Below are 16,703 nucleotides of genomic sequence, written 5' to 3'. Positions count from 1 at the left end.
GAGATTGCACCCGATGTCTAACCTAGCGCAGCTGGACGCTTACTCGCACGAACAGGCGTTGGCGCGTCTGCGGTTGATGTATGCCAAGCCCGAGCATCCTTATTACTTCCTGGCGCCGGCATACCGTGAGTCGTCGTCGGGCGTCGTCTCCCTGCACTATCTTTGCCATATGCTCAATCTTAGTGGGCGTGAGGCCTACATGTGTGGCTCGGACGTGGTCAATCCAGACCTGAAGACACCGGTCATCACTTCCGCAATCAAGCAGCGCCATAAGGCGGCAGGCAAAGTGCCAATTGCGGTTTATCCCGAGGTGTTCCCTGGCAATCCGCTCAACTGTTCGGTCGTGGCGCGTTTCCTGCTGAATTTCGAGGGGTTCCTCACGGGAAATGGCATGGACGCTGCGCCGTCCGACTTGTTTTTCTATTACGCGGCCCGGCTCGCCGAGCACCGTGGTGATCCAGATGGCGACTTGCTGTGCCTGCCGGCCATCGACATCGAACTGTTCGCGCCACCGCCCGCCGGAACCGAGCGCGCGGGCAGTTATCTCTACCAGAACCGCCATCCGCTGGAGCAGGTCGATTACTCACTACTGCCAGCCGATATCCGCCTGCTGAGCATGACCAACCCCCTGACCCTGCCGCAGTTGGCCGAGGCGCTGCGCAAGGCAGAGGTGATGTATTCCTATGAGTGGTCGATGACCTGCGTAATGGCGGTGTTATGTGGCTGCCCGGTGATCTTCATTCCAGGCCATGGCGTCGACCAGCCACTGCTCGACAACAGCTTCTTCGGCAGTGTCGGTTTCGCCATGCTCGATCATCCGGAGCCGTTGGCACATGCTCGAGCTAGCCTCGGTGAAGCCTTGCCGCGTTATGTCGAACGCACGGCATCGTTCTGGCAACAGTTGGACGTGTTTATCGACAGGACCCAGGAGGCTGCCGATCGCGAGGCGGTCGGCAACCGTCTGGGTGTGCTCGATTGGTTGCGCCAACGTACCCCGACCGCTCAGCAACTGCTCCAGATCAATGAGCGCTTGGCGAGCCCAACTGCGCCCAGCTTCACTGTTCTGGTCCGCGATAATGGAGATCAGTCGGCGCTGGCCCTGACCCTGGACAGCCTGGATCAACAGCTGTATCAGCGTATCCATGTGTGCGTGGTGGGTGGGACTGACCCGGCGCGTGCCAACGTGCAATGGGTAGAGGGAGATCCCGGCCGACCGGCGGGAGTGATCAATGGTTTGCTCGACGGCACCCAGACCGATTGGCTCATGTTGGTCGAGGCAGGGGAGACGTTCGTCGCCGCGGGGCTGCTGGTGGCGGCGGTGAATTTGCTCGAAGCCCCCGACAGTTGCCTGGCGGTTTTCGCCGACGAAGCCGTACGTATAGGCGGGGTCGTTAATCTTTCGTTGCGGCCCGACCTGAATCTCGATTTGCTCTTGGCCTCTGCGGCCAGTCTTTCCCGCCACTGGATGTATCGTCGCGAGGCGTTGGTGCGCCTTAGCGGTTTTGACCCCTCGTGCGGTGGCGCCTTCGAGTTGGCTTACCAACTGCGCCTGATCGGCGAGCAAGGGATGGCGAGCATTGGCCATGTCAGCGAACCCCTGCTGATCGCCAACGAATTACGACAGTCGGAATGCTCCGATGAGCGCGCCGTCATGGAAGCTCATCTGCAGGCGCGTGGCTACGCTCAGGCGCGAGCCATTGCATTGCAAGAGGATCCAAGTCGTTATCGTATCGACTACGGCCACGAACAACAGGCCTCGGTCAGTATTGCGATTTACCTGGAAGGGCAACTGGCAAATTTCCAGCGTTGCCTGGAAAGCCTGCTGATACAGACCAGCGCCGTGGACTTCGAAGTACTGCTGATCGAACCGGGCAACGACGACCCGGCATTGCTGGAGTGGCTGGGGCTGGTGGAGCAGATGGGTGCAGGCCGTTTCCAGTTATTGCGGTTCATGCCGGGCCAGTCCCGTGCAGCGATGTGCAATGCGGCGGCGCAGGAGGCGCGGGGCGATTACTTGCTCTGGCTCGACGCCCATAGTGCTGTGCTTGAGCCGGGTTGGATGCAAGCTTTGCTCAATCAGGCCCAGCGCCCGGAAGTCGGCGCCGTGGGAGGCAAGTTGCAGGATAGCCAGGGGCGTATACGCCAGGCGGGCCTGGTGTTGGGGCTGGGTGGTGTGGTCGGTCGGGCTTTTGAGGGCGCGTCGGCCCATGCCGCAGGGCACATGGGACGGCTCGGACTTGAGCAGAGCTATTCGGCCCTGGGCGGCGAGTGTCTGATGCTGCGTCGATCCCTGTTCCTTGAGGCCGGCGGCTTCGATACCGATCCGCTGTTGGCACCCTGGACGCATGTTGACCTGTGCTTGAAGCTGCAGCAGGCAGGCTACGTGAATGTCTGGACGCCTTTTGCACGACTGTTGGTTGACCCTTTGCCAGATATACAGGCGAGTAGCGAGCAGGAGGATGCCTTTTTTGCCCGCTGGATGCCTCGGTTGGCCTGCGATCCGGCCTACAACGCCAATTTTTCTCTGCGCGCCGCTGGCGGCTTTGTTCCGCAAAACAATGACCTGAGCTGGTTTCCTCTGCAAGGCAGCGTCCCGAAGGTGTTGGTTTGCGTCACCGACCAGCAGGCGGGGGCCTATTCGCGGCTGGTCCAGCCGTTCAGCACTTTGGTCGAAGCGGGGCAGATCGAAGGCGCTGCCGTTTCGAGTCTGTTGTCGCCGGTGGAGATCGAGCGCCTGGCACCGACCGCTGTGGTGCTGCAGCGTCCTCTGGATGATGCCGGGCTTCTTACCCTGAGCCGCCTGAGAGCGTTTTCCAAGGCCTTTACCGTCTACGATCTGGACGGTTATTTGCCGGAGGTGGACTTGAAGGGGGCGTGCTCTGCCGATGAACTGCTGGAGCGTCTGCGGTTCGGGCTGCTGCAGGTCGATCGGGTGTTGGTCCCCACGGCGGCGCTGGCTGAACTGCTGCAAGGCCAGCACGACGACATCCGCGTGCTGGAGCCCGTGCTACCGGCTGAATGGGGGCGTGTACAAAGCAACCGGAGAGTAGGGGCCAAGCCGCGCCTGGGCTGGCTGGGCGGCAAGGATACTCAACTGCTGGCTGACGTGCTGCCCGCATTCGCGGGTGAAGTGGATTGGGTGGTGCTAGGTGACTGCCCTGCGGCGCTGCAGCCATTCCTGAAGGAGCAACACCCCAATGTCCCGCAGCAGCAGTTGGCAACAGCCATGGCCGCGTTGAATCTTGACTTGGCACTGGTGCCCATGGCGCACACCGTTGGCAATGCCTGTTCGGGTGACTTGCGTGTGTTGCAGCATGCCGCGTACGGGCATCCGGTCATTTGCAGTCGTGTGCCGGGTTTCGTCGGGGGCGAGGTTCTGCCGCTGACGCGAGTAGATAACCAGACGCAAGATTGGGTCCGGGCGATTCGTTTGCATCTGGAAGACCGCGACGCGTCCGCGGCCTTGGGCGATGCCTTGCAGTCGACGGTGCGCGCGCAGTGGTTGCTCGAAGGCGAACGCCTGGAGGCCTGGCGACGGGCCTGGCTGGCCGATTGATCTGTACTGACTATTACTTTGACTGCCCAGCGGAGTGCATGTGACATGAGCAACGATCTTGATTCCTTCATCGCAGCCTACAGCGACAGCTTTGGCTATGCGTATGACAACAACATCATTCTCAACTGGTATCCGCAACGCATCATGGCGCTGTGCACCCAGGCGCAAAGCCTGCTGGAGCTTGGTGTTGGCCATGGCTTCAGCACAAACCGCTTCTCGCGGTTTTTCAGTGAACACACGGTCATTGATGGCTCCGCATCGGTGATTGCTCAATTCAAGTCCCAGTACCCGGACAGTAAGGCGGAAATCGTCGAGGGTTATTTCGAGACCTTCGATACCGACAAGCGTTTCGATCTGATTGTGATGGGATTTGTCCTTGAGCACGTCGAGGATCCACAAACCATACTGCGACGGTTCAAGCGCTTCCTGGCGCCGGGTGGCCGTTGCTTTGTACTGGTTCCCAATGGTGAGTCGTTGCATCGCAGGTTAGGCCATGCGGCCGGGTTGCTTGGCGATATGACGGCATTGGGCGGTGGCGATCTGGAGCTGGGCCATGTGCGCAGCTACTCGTTACAAACCCTGACCGCTGAGTTGGAAGCCGCCGGGCTCCAGGTGGTGCGCAAGGAAGGTGTGTTTCTCAAGCCGTTCACCACTGGACAATTGAAAGAATTGAACTTAGGTGCGGACATCGTTCAGGCAATGTGCACTGTTGGCATCGACTACCCTGAGCTTTGCTGCGCGATGATGCTGGAAGCGACAGTCGTCCAGTCATGAAAAGCCTGGTCATCGGAAGTACTTCGGTCATTGGAAAGGCGGTCGCCCGAATGCTGTCACGCTATGGCCAGGTCAAGCTGGCAGGGCGTCGGGAGGCCGATCTCACCTTCGACCTGAGTAGCCAGGTACCCTGTGCCTGCGACGAGCGCTTCGATGTCGTTGTGTTGGCCGCAGCCGATTTCGGTGGTCGCGCGCCGGATGATCTGATTCGTGCCGAGCTGAACAATGTTGTCGGGACGCTGGCTGCCTGTCGACTGGCCGAACAATGCGGAGCACGCCAGTTCATTCTGCTGTCGTCGCGTTGGGCCAGCCACCAGCCGACGGATCCCTATTTTGGCATCTACTCGCTCTCCAAGCGCCATGCCGAAGAAGCGGCGAGCCTCTACTGCCAAGAGCGCGGCATGGCGTTGACGGTCCTGCGCATCAGCCAGGTCTACGATAGCGACGAGCAGTGCAGGCCTCATCAACCGTTGCTTTACGCCATCGCCGACAAGGCGCAGGCGGGGCAAACCGTCGAGCTGTATGGCAGCAATGACGCCAAGCGCAACTACCTGCATTTGAGCGACCTTGCCGAGGTCTGCGCTCGGCTGGCGGAGAAAGGCGTAACCGGCTTTTACAATTGCGGCCATCCCGAATCCCCCCGTCTTTCCGAGATCGCCCATGCCGCATTCAGGGCGTTCGGCAAACCGTCGGCTGTCCGCTTCCTGCCGGAAAAAAGCGACATTCCCGATCTGCCTGACTTCGATTGTTCACATGAGCTGTATGAACGAATTGATTTCGTCCCGCGAATAGACATTCGTCGGGGCTTCGAATTGATGCGAGTGCAGCGGGAGATCCTGTCATGAAGACCGTCATGGTGACTGGAGTAGGCGCCATCATGGGCTATGGCCTGCTCAAGTCGCTGCGTGCGGCAAATCCCGCTGTTCGCCTGGTCGGCACGGACATCTACGACGATGCGGTCGGCCGTGGCTGGAGCGACGTGTTCGTGCAAGCTCCGTTGACGGCTGACCCCGGTTATAGCCAGTGGCTGGGCGATACCCTGGCCCTGCACAAAGTCGATCTGCTGATTCCTGGAATCGAACAGGATATCCACTGGTTCTCGGACCACCGAGCCTTCTTGGACACGTTCGATTGTCAGGTCGTGCTCAACAACCAGCAGTTGATCGAACTCTCCAGGGACAAGTGGGCGATGGACCAGGCGCTGCTGGCCCTCGGGGATTCCAGCCGTATTCCCAGCCTGCTGGCGGGAGACTTCCATTCGCTCAAGGCTGCCTTGGGCCTGCCGTTCCTGCTCAAGCCGCGCCGGAGTTACGCCTCCAAAGGGCTGGTCTGGGTTCGCGAGGAGGGCGATTTCACCCCGCACGCCGCACTGCTGGGTGACTACCTCATGGCCCAGCCGATCATTGGCAGCGCCGCCGACGAATTCACCGTGGCGGCGTTTGGCGACGGACGAGGTGATACCGGTCCAATGATTGCCTTCCAGCGCAAGCTGGCTTCCGATGGATCCACTGCCAAGGCCTGGGTGTACCAGGACGATTCGCTGGACGATGTGGTCGCCAGGCTGTGCCGTGCCTTCAAGCCGGTAGGGCCGACCAACTTGCAGTTCCGTCGTGGCAAGGGCGGCTCATGGAGCCTGCTCGAGATCAATCCGCGAATCTCCTCGACCAGCTCGATACGTCGCGCGTTTGGCTACAACGAGGCCGCGATGTGCCTGGATTATTACCTCGACGGCAAGACACTGGCCCAGCCAACCATTCGCACTGGCTTCGCTGTTCGTTATATAGAGGATTTCATTGTCTATGATCGGGATCATTTCTGACGTACATGGCAATTACAGCGCCCTTCGAACAGTGCTTGCCAAGCTTGATGGGCTCGGCGTATCGCGGATCATCTGCCTGGGCGATACGGCCGGTTACTACAGTCAAGTCAACGAGTGTTGCGAGGCCCTGCGCGAGCGAAACATATTCTCGGTGATGGGCAACCATGACTGGTATCTGGCCAGGGATGAGCGATGCCCTCGTTCCAACAGCGCCAATACCTGCCTCGACTATCAACAGGGTGTTATCACTGCGCAGAACCTGGCCTGGTTGGGATCGCTCCCGGAGCGCTCCACGGAGGACGGACTGAGCATCGTCCATGGTGGCTGGAGCGATCCGCTGGACGAGTACGTGCGTCCCTCGCAGGCCTACTTTGCGCCGTTGCCCGGCCGATATTTCGCATCGGGTCATACCCATGTCCAGCACCTATGGCTCGGCGAGGACAAGGTCTATTGCAATCCCGGTTCAGTCGGCCAGCCACGTGACGGTGATCCCCGGGCAGCGTTCGCCACCTGGGACGGTGAAGCGTTCAACTTGCACCGGGTGGAATACGACATCGGCGAAACCCAGCTCGCCATGAAACGTGCCGGCTTCACCCCATATTTCTATGAAAATCTCGACATAGGCAGCCAGATAGGTGGGCGGATCAGTGCAGTTTGATGCCTTGTGCTGTGCGCCACCCATGACCATGCCCACCCAGGGGAACTTGCAATGAGTCAAGAAACAATCCTGTTCAATCGCCCGTTCATGACCGGCAAGGAGCTGGACTACATTGCCCAGGCCAAGTTCGGCAACATGCTCGCCGGTGATGGTCCATTCACCAAGCAATGTCATGGCTGGCTGGAGTCGCACACGGGCTGCAACAAGGCGTTGCTCACCCATTCATGTACTGCTGCGCTGGAAATGGCGGCGCTGCTGTTGAATATCCAGCCTGGCGACGAAGTCATCCTGCCTTCGTTCACCTTCGTTTCCACGGCCAACGCCTTTGTGCTGCGTGGCGCGGTGCCGGTCTTCGTCGATATACGACCCGATACCCTGAACCTGGACGAACGCTTGATCGAGGCTGCAATTACGTCGCGGACCAAAGCTATCGTGCCTGTTCACTATGCCGGCGTGGCCTGCGAGATGGACACGATACTGGCGATTGCGCACAAGCATGGGTTGGCGGTGGTGGAAGACGCTGCGCAAGGCGTGATGTCGACTTACAAGGGGCGTGCGTTGGGCAGCATCGGCGACCTTGGGGCGTTCAGTTTCCACGAAACCAAGAACGTGATCTCGGGGGAGGGTGGGGCTTTACTGGCCAACAATCCAGCCATGGCCTTGCGCGCCGAGATCATCCGCGAGAAAGGCACCGATCGCAGTCGGTTCTTCAGGGGCGAGGTAGATAAATATACCTGGCAAGAGGTGGGTTCCTCGTTCCTGCCCGGAGAAATGACGGCTGCCTTCCTCTGGGCCCAGTTGGAAGAGGCTCAGTCCATCACCAATCGCCGCTTGGCAATCTGGGATCACTACCATGGCGCTTTGGCAGAGCTTGAGCTGCAAGGATTGTTGCGTCGTCCAATAGTGCCTGAAAATTGCCAGCACAATGCGCACATGTATTACGTGCTGCTGGCGCCTGGTGTCGAGCGCCAAGTTGTTCTTGAAAAACTCAAGAGCCACGCCATCTACGCGGTGTTCCACTACGTACCGCTGCATTCGTCGCCCGGCGGGATGCGGTATGGGCGCGTGCACGGCTCGATGGACATAACCGACGGGTATTCCGAGCGTCTGTTGCGATTGCCGCTATGGCTCGGTTTGACGAATGAACAGCAAGACCGGGTTGTCGATGTGCTCGGCGGTGCGTTGGCGGCGCTTGCCACCTAGCGGCATAACTCCGCCGGTTTTTCGACTTCGACATAACGCCTCCACAACCCCAGGAGCCCGGAACCCTTTGTTTTCCGGGCCTGGGCCCGCCAGAAAAAAGTTGGTCTGCAATTTGCTTAAGGCTGTGCAACACAGCAGTGGACGGCAAACGTCCGGCATGCAGAGGAACGACAGTGGACAAGTACCTTTATGTGGCAATGACCGGCGCCAGCCAGAACGCACTGGCGCAACGGGCCCATGCCAACAACCTGGCGAACATTTCCACCAATGGTTTTCAGAAAGACCTGGAGCAGGCACGTTCGATGCCGGTATTCGGCGACAGCTTTCCGGCGCGGGCATTTGCCATGTCCGAGCGGCCTGCCACTGACTTCACCCCGGGTGCGCTGGTGGAAACCGGCCGTGACCTGGACGTGGCGGTCAGCGGGCCGGGTTGGATGGCCGTGCAGAATCCCGACGGCGGTGAAAGCTACGTGCGCACCGGCAGCCTCAACGTTGACGCCCTGGGCGTGCTGCGGGCCGGCAACGGCATGCCGGTGATGGGCAATGGCGGTCCGATCGCCGTGCCGCCGGAGCAGAAAATCGAAATCGGCCAGGACGGCACCATCAGTATCCGCGCCATGGGCGAAGGCCCGCGTGTGATGGCTGAGGTGGACCGCATCAAGCTGGTCAACCCGGACCTCAGGAACATGACCAAGGGCCTGGATGGCTCGATCCGTACCAAGGACGGCCAGCCGGCGCCGATCGACGGCAACGTGCAACTGGTGTCGGGCTTCCAGGAGGCGAGCAACGTCAATGCCGTGGATGAAATGACTTCCGTGCTGGCGTTGGCCAAGCAATTCGAGCTTCACGTCAAGATGATGAACACCGCCAAAGAAGGCGATGAAGCCATGGCTCGGGTCTTGCAGATCTAATCATTAATTACAGCGCTGCGCCGAAAAACAGGCGTGAGAGGAGAATCGAATGCTTCCGGCTCTTTGGGTTGCCAAAACAGGTCTGTCCGCCCAGGACACCAACCTTTCCACTATTTCCAACAACCTGGCGAACGTCTCGACCACGGGCTTCAAACGTGATCGCGCCGAGTTCCAGGACCTGCTGTACCAAGTAAAACGCCAGCCAGGCGCCCAGTCGACCCAGGACAGCGAATTGCCGTCGGGCCTGCAAGTGGGTACCGGTGTGCGCATCGTCGGCACCCAGAAAAACTTCAACGCCGGTAGCCTGCAAACCACCGAGCAGCCGCTGGACATGGCCATCGACGGTCGCGGTTTCTTCCAGATCCTGCAGCCGGACGGCACCACGTCCTACACCCGTGACGGTACCTTCCACCTCGACTCCAATGGCCAGATCGTCAACGCCAGCGGTTTCGCCCTGGAACCGGCCATCGTCATCCCGAACGATGCCCAGACCTTCACCGTGGGCCGCGACGGTACCGTGTCCATCACCGTGGCCGGCAACCCTGCTTCCCAAGTGATCGGCAACCTGCAGACCGCTGACTTCATCAACCCGGCCGGCCTGCAAGCCGTGGGCAACAACCTGTTCATGGAAACCGCCGCCAGCGGCGCGCCGCAAGTCGGCACTCCGGGCCTGAACGGTTTCGGCACCACGCTGCAGAACACCCTGGAAACTTCGAACGTGAGCACCGTTGAGGAGATGGTCAACATGATCACCACCCAGCGCGCCTACGAAATGAACTCCAAGGTGATCTCCACCGCCGACCAGATGCTCTCGTTCGTCACGCAGAATCTGTAATCGCGTCGCAAAATCCGTAGACAGGGCGGCCTGAGGCCGCCTGCAACACCAAGAGGTAGGGTCATGAATCGCTTCGTATCTGTTCTGGCATTGAGTGGGATTACCGCATTGGCGGGCTGTGTCGCGCCAACACCAAGGCCCAATGACCCGTATTACGCTCCGGTGTTGCCACGCACGCCGTTGCCGGCCGCCGCCAATAACGGCTCGATCTACCAGGCCGGTTTCGAACAGAACCTGTACAGCGACCGTAAGGCTTTCCGGGTCGGTGACATCATCACCATTACCCTGAACGAGCGGACCCAGGCCAGCAAGAACGCCAACTCGCAGATCGACAAGACCAGCGAGACCAGCGTCGGCCTGACCTCGCTGTTCGGCTCCAGCCTGACCACCAACAATCCGATCGGTGGCGGCGACCTGAGCCTCAATGCCGGATACGGTGCCGACCGATCGAGCAAAGGCGACAGCCAGTCCGGCCAGAGCAACAGCCTGACCGGCTCGATCACCGTGACCGTGGCCGATGTATTGCCCAACGGCATCATCGCCGTGCGCGGCGAGAAGTGGTTGACGCTCAATACCGGTGACGAACTGGTGCGCATCGCCGGCATGGTCCGCGCCGATGACATTTCCACCGACAACACTGTTCCATCGACCCGCGTGGCCGATGCGCGCATCACCTATTCGGGCACTGGTGCCTTTGCCGATGCGAGTCAGCCAGGTTGGTTCGACCGTTTCTTCCTCAGCCCGAAGTTCCCTTTCTAGGTGATCAAGTTGAATCTTAAACAGCTGTTGATCGGTGCCCTGGTGATGTCGGCAGCCTTCACCGCTCAAGCCGAGCGCCTGAAAGACATCGCCAGCATTTCCGGCGTGCGTTCCAACCAGTTGATCGGCTACGGCCTGGTCGTGGGCTTGAACGGCACCGGTGACCAGACCACCCAGACCCCGTTCACCCTGCAGACTTTCAACAACATGCTGTCGCAGTTCGGCATCAAGGTGCCGGCCGGTTCCGGCAACGTGCAATTGAAGAACGTCGCGGCGGTGTCGGTCAGTGCCGATCTGCCCGCGTTCGCCAAGCCCGGCCAGCAAGTGGATATCACCGTATCGTCCATTGGTAACTCCAAGAGCCTGCGTGGCGGCACCTTGTTGCTGACGCCGCTCAAGGGTATCGACGGCAACGTCTACGCCATCGCCCAGGGCAACCTGGTGGTGGGCGGTTTCGATGCCGAGGGCCGCGACGGTTCGAAGATTACCGTCAACGTTCCATCGGCCGGTCGCATCCCTGGTGGTGCGTCGGTGGAACGTGCGGTGCCGAGCGGTTTCAACCAGGGCAACAGCCTGACGTTGAACCTCAACCGTTCCGACTTCACCACGGCCAAGCGCATCGTCGACAAGATCAACGACATGCTCGGCCCAGGCGTGGCCCAGGCCATCGATGGCGGCTCGATTCGCGTCACCGCGCCACTGGACCCGAGCCAGCGCGTCGACTACCTGTCGATCCTGGAAAACCTCGAAGTCGACCCGGGCCAGGCGGTGGCGAAAGTCATCATCAACTCGCGCACCGGCACCATCGTGATCGGCCAGAACGTCAAGGTTTCGCCGGCCGCCGTGACCCACGGCAGCCTCACCGTGACCATCACCGAAGACCCGATCGTCAGCCAGCCGGGCCCATTGTCCAACGGCCAGACCGCCGTGGTCCCGCGTTCGCGGGTCAATGCCGAGCAGGAAGCCAAGCCGATGTTCAAGTTCGGCCCGGGCACTACCCTGGATGAAATCGTCCGGGCGGTGAACCAGGTCGGCGCGGCACCGGGCGACTTGATGGCGATTCTCGAAGCCTTGAAGCAGGCCGGCGCGTTGCAAGCCGACCTGATCGTGATTTAAGGAAGGCGGTCATGGTGGATATGCGCAAAGGCGCCTTGATCAGTGGGGATTCAGCGTCCTATTCGGACCTCAATCGCCTCAACCAGCTCAAGGTCGGCGACAAGAACAGCGAAGGCAACCTGCGCAAAGTGGCGCAGGAATTCGAGTCGCTGTTCCTCGGTGAAATGCTCAAGTCCATGCGTTCGGCCACCGAGGCCCTGGGCAAGGACAACCCGATGAACACGCCGGAAGCCAAGCAATACCAGGAAATGTACGACCAGCAGTTGGCCGTTTCCATGTCCCGCGAAGGCGGGGGTATCGGCCTGGCCGATGTGCTGTTGCGCCAGATGTCGAAGAACAAGCCGCTGGCCTCGGGCGAGGCGGCCACCTTGTCTGCCGCCAAGCAGCAAGAGGCGCTGGACAAGGCCAAGGCGCCAGTGCCTACGCCTGTGGCGGCCGGAACGCTGCCCGATGGGCCTTTGTCGCGCAGCAACGGCCAGCGTCCGCTCTGGGCCTCGCGGGCTGTGAGCGCGCCGCAAGGGGCCGAGGGCATTCACCGCAACGACATGGAATTGATCAACCAGCGCCGCCTGGCCCTGCCGCCGAAACTGGCCGACCGCCTGCTCGCCGGGCTGGTGCCTTCGGCGTCGGTCAAGCCTGAGGCCGTGGCGCAGAACGTCTTGCCGGATCGTGCCGTTGCCGCCGTCAAGCCTGCCACCGGTGAGCTGGCCAATGGTGACTGGCTGGCCGCGCTCAAGGCTGCCGAGCCCAAAGGCGACATGCAGGTTTACGGTCGCGCCGTGGCCCAGCCACCGCTGGCACCGGCGCGCAAGGCCTTCCGCGATGCCGATGAATTCGTCAACGCCATGCTGCCAATGGCCAAGGAAGCCGCTGATCGCATCGGGGTCGACCCACGTTACCTGGTGGCCCAGGCCGCCCTGGAAACCGGGTGGGGCAAATCGGTGATGCGTCAGCCCGATGGCAGCAGCAGCCACAACCTGTTCGGTATCAAGGCCAGCAAGAACTGGACGGGCGATTCGGCGCGGGCGATCACCAGCGAGTTCCGCAATGGCGAGATGGTCAAGGAGACGGCCGAGTTCCGCTCCTACGCCTCGTACCGCGACAGTTTTCATGATCTGGTGAACCTGCTGCAAAGCAACAGTCGCTATCAAGATGTGCTGAAGTCGGCCGATAACCCGGAACAGTTTGTACGCGAGTTGCAGAAGGCCGGTTACGCCACCGACCCGAACTACGCCAACAAGATTTCGAACATAGCCCGGCAGATGACGAGTTACCAAAACTACGCCTCGGCTGGTGCCACCACGACTTTATAAGGTCTGAACCATGAGTTTGCTCAATATCGGGATGTCGGGTCTGTCCGCAAGCCAGACCGCACTGGTGACCACGGGTAACAACATCGCCAACGTCGATACCGCCGGGTATTCGCGTCAGCAGACCGTGCAGACCACCAAGGCGTCGAACCAGTACGGCAACGTGTTCATCGGCTCCGGCACGACCCTGGCGGATGTGCGCCGGGTCTATAACTCGTACCTTGAAGCACAACTGAAGACCACCACCTCGCTCAACAGCGATGCGGCGGCCTATCAGGGGCAGATCACCCCACTCGATTCCCTGCTGTCGGACAGCGGCACCGGCCTCAATGGCGCACTGACCAAGTTCTTCGCCTCGGTGCAGAACGTCAACGCCAAGCCGGGCGACGATGCTTCCCGCCAGTTGCTGCTCAGCGATGCCCAGGCCCTGAGCAACCGTTTCAACTCGGTTGCCAGCCAGCTGACCGCGCAGAACGAGAACATCAACGGCAACCTGTCGAACATGGTCGACCAGATCAACAGCCTGGCCACCACCGTCGCCCAGTTGAACAAGAAAATCGCCGAAGTCTCCAACTCCGGCGGCGCTCCGAACGACCTGCTCGACGCCCGCAGCGAAACCATTCGCCAGCTGTCCACCTTCACCGGCACTCAGGTCGTGGAGAACGGCAGCAGCCTGGACATCTACCTGGGTTCCGGCCAGCCACTGGTGATGGGCAATATCACCAATAAACTGGAAGCAGTGCCGGACAAGAACGATCCTGGCCGCATGGGTATCCAGCTCAACAGCGGCTCCAGCGTCATGGACCTTACCCAGGTGCTGACCGGTGGTGAAATCGGCGGCCTGATGCGCTACCGCAGCACCGTGCTCGACCCCGCCATGAACGAGCTGGGTCGCGTGGCGCTGGTCGTCGCAGACCAGATGAACAGCATCCAGGCCTCGGGCATCGACAAGAACGGTGCGTTTGGCTCCAACCTGTTCAGCAGCATCAACAGCGCCGCCCAGATGAGCCAGCGCAGCGTCGCCTCGCTGGGCAACAGCGCCGGGTCCGGCAACTTCAACGTGTCCATCGAAGACACCGGCAAGCTGACCACCAACGACTACAAGATCACGTTCACCAGCGCTACCGACTACACGGTGCAGCGCTTGCCCGATAACACCTCGATGGGGGCGTTCAACACCGCGACCACGCCTCCACCGGTGGTCGATGGTTTCGCCTTGACCTTCGGCGGTGGCCCGGCGGTGGCCGGTGATTCGTTCAAGATCACCCCGACCCGCAACGCGGCGGGCAGCATCAAGACCGAGATGACCGACTCCAAGCGGCTGGCGATTGCCGCGCCGCTGGGCGCCGCCATCACGCCGGGCGGCAGCGGCACGCTGACCATTCCGGCCAGCGGCCAGCCGACCATGACCACCAAGCTGGACATCTACGACGAAGCCACCACCAGCATCATCCAGAACGGCATCAAGAACTCGATGCCGGTCAAGGTGGTGTTCGGGGCGACGTCGGCCGGTGGCTCCAGCCAGGCTTACCAACTACGCGATGCCCAGGGTGGCTTGATCAGCAGCGGCACGATCATACCCGGCCAGAGCAACACCCTGAGCCTGAGCGTTCCGCTCAAGGACGCCACGGGTGCCCCGATCATGGATTCGTCCGTACCGCCGGTGCAGCGTACCGTCACGTTCGACATGTCGATCGCCGGCGCTCCATCCGACGGCTCAGGTATCAACATCAGTCTCAGCCAGCCCGGCAGCCTGGACAACCGTAACGGGACCATCCTGGCGGGCTTGCAGACCGCCAAGACTGTGGACACCAACTCCGGCAGTAAAGGCATTTCCCTGAACGATGCCTACGGCAAGTTGGTGGAAGGCGTCGGTGCCAAGGCTGCCCAGGGCAAGCTGGACAGCGCCGCCACTGGCGCGATCCTGGACAACGCCAAGAATGCCCGCGATTCGTTGTCCGGCGTGGACCTGGATGAAGAAACCGGCAACCTGGTCAAGTTCCAGCAGTACTACACCGCATCCTCGCAGATCATCAAGGCTGCGCAACAAATCTTCAGTACATTGATCAACAGTCTTTAAGGAGCCGTAGCCCATGCGCATTTCTACTTCTCAGTTTTACGAAAGCACGGCTGCGAACTACCAGAAAAACTTCGCCAAGGTCGTCAAGAGCAGCGAGGAGGCCAGCAGCCTGGTGCGTGTGAACACCGCCGCCGATGATCCAGTCGGTGCTTCGCGCTTGCTGCAACTGGGTAACCAGGCTTCGATGCTGTCCCAGTACGAAGCTAACGTCACCACCATCAAGGCGACCCTGGGCAACACCGAAGCGGTCATGACCAGTATCGGCAACGTACTGCAGCGCGCCAAGGAGTTGGCCGTTAGTGCCGGCAACGCCGCCTACACCGACGCAGACCGTAAAGCGGTCGCTTCGGAATTGGGCTCGATTGAAGAACAGCTGCTCAGCCTGATGAACACCAAAGATGAGAACGGCAAATACATCTTCGCCGGTTCCAAGGGCGATGTCGTGCCGTTCACCCGCAATGACGACGGCACCTACAGCTACAACGGCGACCAGGTCACCCTGGACCTGCCGATCGGCGACACCATGTCCATGGCCACCAACAGCACCGGCTGGGAAGTGTTCCAGCAAGCCGTCAACACCAGTCGTACTCAGGTCACCATGACCGCGCCGCCAGTGGATGATGGTCGTGTGGTGTTGACCAACGGCCAGGTGTCGTCCAGCGTGAGCTACAACAGCCAGTTCCGCAGTGGTGAGCCGTACACCGTTGAGTTCGTCAGCGGCACCCAACTGAAAATCACCGACTCGGGCGGCAACGATGTGACCGCCGAAGCCAGCAAGGGCGGTGTCATCCAACCGAACAACCAGGCCGGGCAGACCGTGAGCTTTCGCGGTGTTGACCTGACCTTGAACGTCAACCTTCATGCAGGCGAGGTCGCGGACACGGTTTTGACAGGTCGTACCTTCACCCTGGCCGCCAAACCTGACTCAATCACGCCGGCACGCAGCCCGGGCAATACCACCGCGACCCAGATTACGGGCAGCCAGATCACCGATCCGGCTGCTTACCACGCCAGTTTTCCGACGGGGTCTGCCGTTCTGAAGTTCACCAGCGCCACGGATTTCGACCTCTACGCCGCGCCACTGACCGCCGACAGCAAACCAGTATCGAGCGGCACCCTGGCAGGCAACGTCGCCACCGCATCCGGGGTGAGTTTCACCCTTAATGGTGCTGCGGCGGCCAACGATCAGTTCAGCATCGCAGTCAACACCCACGAGACCCAGAACATCCTGGACACCGTGAGCCAGTTGCGGACCGCATTGAACACACCGGCTGATGGCGACAACATCGCCATCCAGAAGTTGAACGCGGCGCTGGCTTCGGGTATCGGTAACCTGGCCAGCGGCACCGACCAATTGACCAGCGCATTGAGTTCGGTTGGTGGACGTGGGCAGTCGCTCGATACCCAGAGCGATACCAACCAGAGCTTCGTCCTCGCCAATTCGCAAACCCAGTCGGCGATTCGTGACTCCGACCCAGCGGAGGTGATGACGCGCCTGACGTTGCAGCAGACTATGCTTCAAGCGTCGCAGTTGGCGTTCAGCAAGATCGCTCAATTGGGCTTGTTCAACAAGATGTGATCCAGGGCAGGGGCCGTGATGCTATAAGCGGTCCCCGACCCGTTTCTTTATACGATTCAGGACGTCCTGCTCTCGCCTGAGTTGGCGCCCACCGGTTGAGAGC

Annotated in this window: 13 protein-coding genes; all 13 read left to right on the top strand. The window is 60.8% G+C overall.

Annotated features, from left to right (window positions below):
• Positions 1 to 13: 13 nt before the first annotated feature.
• The 13 genes from VQ575_RS18945 to VQ575_RS18885 all read left to right on the top strand — a co-directional run bounded on the left by VQ575_RS18945 (position 14) and on the right by VQ575_RS18885 (position 16,600).
• Complete coding sequence (locus tag VQ575_RS18945) at positions 14 to 3,556, top strand: glycosyltransferase (protein ID WP_325918220.1); 3,543 nt, start codon at positions 14 to 16, stop codon at positions 3,554 to 3,556.
• 45 nt (positions 3,557 to 3,601) lie between these two features.
• The gene (locus VQ575_RS18940) at positions 3,602 to 4,330 is read left to right on the top strand and encodes a class I SAM-dependent methyltransferase (RefSeq protein WP_039593110.1); all 729 of its coding nucleotides are present in this window, start codon (positions 3,602 to 3,604) and stop codon (positions 4,328 to 4,330) included.
• On the top strand, positions 4,327 to 5,175 hold the full coding sequence (locus VQ575_RS18935; RefSeq protein WP_325918218.1) for an NAD-dependent epimerase/dehydratase family protein: 849 nt from the start codon (positions 4,327 to 4,329) through the stop codon (positions 5,173 to 5,175). Before VQ575_RS18940 ends, VQ575_RS18935 begins: the two co-directional genes overlap by 4 nt.
• On the top strand, positions 5,172 to 6,149 hold the full coding sequence (locus tag VQ575_RS18930; protein ID WP_039593108.1) for an ATP-grasp domain-containing protein: 978 nt from the start codon (positions 5,172 to 5,174) through the stop codon (positions 6,147 to 6,149). The genes VQ575_RS18935 and VQ575_RS18930 overlap by 4 nt, the downstream gene beginning before the upstream one ends.
• Positions 6,130 to 6,807, top strand: a complete 678-nt coding sequence (locus tag VQ575_RS18925) for a metallophosphoesterase family protein (RefSeq protein ID WP_039593107.1) — start codon at positions 6,130 to 6,132, stop codon at positions 6,805 to 6,807. Before VQ575_RS18930 ends, VQ575_RS18925 begins: the two co-directional genes overlap by 20 nt.
• A gap of 51 nt (positions 6,808 to 6,858) precedes the next feature.
• Positions 6,859 to 8,010, top strand: coding sequence for a dTDP-4-amino-4,6-dideoxygalactose transaminase (rffA, locus tag VQ575_RS18920; protein ID WP_039593106.1), 1,152 nt, complete (start codon positions 6,859 to 6,861; stop codon positions 8,008 to 8,010).
• A gap of 173 nt (positions 8,011 to 8,183) precedes the next feature.
• Complete coding sequence (locus VQ575_RS18915) at positions 8,184 to 8,921, top strand: flagellar basal body rod protein FlgF (RefSeq protein ID WP_039593105.1); 738 nt, start codon at positions 8,184 to 8,186, stop codon at positions 8,919 to 8,921.
• Positions 8,922 to 8,970: 49 nt separating this feature from the next.
• Positions 8,971 to 9,756, top strand: coding sequence for a flagellar basal-body rod protein FlgG (flgG, locus tag VQ575_RS18910; RefSeq protein WP_039593104.1), 786 nt, complete (start codon positions 8,971 to 8,973; stop codon positions 9,754 to 9,756).
• Positions 9,757 to 9,819: 63 nt separating this feature from the next.
• Positions 9,820 to 10,515 (top strand): flagellar basal body L-ring protein FlgH, encoded by a 696-nt coding sequence (flgH, locus tag VQ575_RS18905; protein WP_039593103.1) that lies wholly within the window; start codon positions 9,820 to 9,822, stop codon positions 10,513 to 10,515.
• Positions 10,516 to 10,560: 45 nt separating this feature from the next.
• Positions 10,561 to 11,631, top strand: a complete 1,071-nt coding sequence (locus VQ575_RS18900) for a flagellar basal body P-ring protein FlgI (protein ID WP_162488974.1) — start codon at positions 10,561 to 10,563, stop codon at positions 11,629 to 11,631.
• A gap of 14 nt (positions 11,632 to 11,645) precedes the next feature.
• On the top strand, positions 11,646 to 12,944 hold the full coding sequence (flgJ, locus tag VQ575_RS18895; RefSeq protein ID WP_039593162.1) for a flagellar assembly peptidoglycan hydrolase FlgJ: 1,299 nt from the start codon (positions 11,646 to 11,648) through the stop codon (positions 12,942 to 12,944).
• 10 nt (positions 12,945 to 12,954) lie between these two features.
• Positions 12,955 to 15,021 carry a flagellar hook-associated protein FlgK gene (gene flgK, locus VQ575_RS18890; RefSeq protein ID WP_039593102.1) on the top strand — a complete coding sequence of 689 codons (2,067 nt, stop codon included), beginning with the start codon at positions 12,955 to 12,957 and terminating at the stop codon, positions 15,019 to 15,021.
• A gap of 13 nt (positions 15,022 to 15,034) precedes the next feature.
• Complete coding sequence (locus tag VQ575_RS18885; RefSeq protein ID WP_325918216.1) at positions 15,035 to 16,600, top strand: flagellar hook-associated protein 3; 1,566 nt, start codon at positions 15,035 to 15,037, stop codon at positions 16,598 to 16,600.
• Positions 16,601 to 16,703: the final 103 nt, after the last annotated feature.

This window comes from Pseudomonas frederiksbergensis, assembly GCF_035751725.1.
Lineage (GTDB): Bacteria > Pseudomonadota > Gammaproteobacteria > Pseudomonadales > Pseudomonadaceae > Aquipseudomonas > Aquipseudomonas frederiksbergensis_A.
Note: the sequence above shows the minus strand (reverse complement) of the source record. Positions and strands in the feature narration are given on the sequence as shown.

Bases quoted from the DNA above. Each gene is read 5' to 3' on its own strand.
- VQ575_RS18945 (WP_325918220.1), top strand. From the start codon at position 14: ATGTCTAACCTAGCGCAGCTGGACGCTTACTCGCACGAACAGGCGTTG.
- VQ575_RS18940 (WP_039593110.1), top strand. From the start codon at position 3,602: ATGAGCAACGATCTTGATTCCTTCATCGCAGCCTACAGCGACAGCTTT.
- VQ575_RS18935 (WP_325918218.1), top strand. From the start codon at position 4,327: ATGAAAAGCCTGGTCATCGGAAGTACTTCGGTCATTGGAAAGGCGGTC.
- VQ575_RS18930 (WP_039593108.1), top strand. From the start codon at position 5,172: ATGAAGACCGTCATGGTGACTGGAGTAGGCGCCATCATGGGCTATGGC.
- VQ575_RS18925 (WP_039593107.1), top strand. From the start codon at position 6,130: ATGATCGGGATCATTTCTGACGTACATGGCAATTACAGCGCCCTTCGA.
- rffA (WP_039593106.1), top strand. From the start codon at position 6,859: ATGAGTCAAGAAACAATCCTGTTCAATCGCCCGTTCATGACCGGCAAG.
- flgG (WP_039593104.1), top strand. From the start codon at position 8,971: ATGCTTCCGGCTCTTTGGGTTGCCAAAACAGGTCTGTCCGCCCAGGAC.
- flgH (WP_039593103.1), top strand. From the start codon at position 9,820: ATGAATCGCTTCGTATCTGTTCTGGCATTGAGTGGGATTACCGCATTG.
- VQ575_RS18900 (WP_162488974.1), top strand. From the start codon at position 10,561: ATGTCGGCAGCCTTCACCGCTCAAGCCGAGCGCCTGAAAGACATCGCC.
- flgK (WP_039593102.1), top strand. From the start codon at position 12,955: ATGAGTTTGCTCAATATCGGGATGTCGGGTCTGTCCGCAAGCCAGACC.
- VQ575_RS18885 (WP_325918216.1), top strand. From the start codon at position 15,035: ATGCGCATTTCTACTTCTCAGTTTTACGAAAGCACGGCTGCGAACTAC.